Consider the following 460-nt stretch of genomic DNA (forward strand, 5'->3'; position numbering starts at 1 on the left):
TCCATCACCAGGTGGTGCACCGCCAGGAACAGGCGCGGCAGCCGCGACGGGCCGAGGCGGAAGAACACGCCCTTGACCACGGTGCCGCTCGCCAGGTCGAGGGAGCGCTGTGCGGCGAGGGCCGCCTCGTGCAGAGCGGCGTCCCGCTCGTCGTCGGCCAGCGCGGACAGGTCCCGGACGGTCAGGCGCTGCCCGCCGGCGTCGGCGTCGCCGTACTCCTGGAGCCACGTGCCGCCGTCGCGGGTGTAGCGCATCCGCAGCGCGTCGTGGTGGGCGACGACCGCGCCGAGCGCCCGCTCCAGCAGCGCGGTGTCGGTGTCCGGGGCCAGCTCCACCTGCGCGGACATGCCGTAGTGGTCCGGGGCGACGGTGTGCTCGCTGAAGAACCACTCCTGGATGGGCGTCAGTCCGACCCGGCCCGACACCTCCGCCGGTCCGCCGGACGACTCCTCGGCCGGGG

1 protein-coding gene is annotated in these 460 nt (G+C 75.0%); it reads right to left on the bottom strand.

Annotated elements, in window-relative coordinates:
* On the bottom strand, positions 1–460 hold a 460-nt coding region (locus IH00_RS36950), incomplete at both ends, for a condensation domain-containing protein (protein ID WP_039946169.1).

The sequence above is a fragment of the Streptomyces sp. NRRL S-118 genome (assembly GCF_000716335.1).
In the GTDB taxonomy this organism is placed as follows: Bacteria; Actinomycetota; Actinomycetes; order Streptomycetales; family Streptomycetaceae; genus Streptomyces.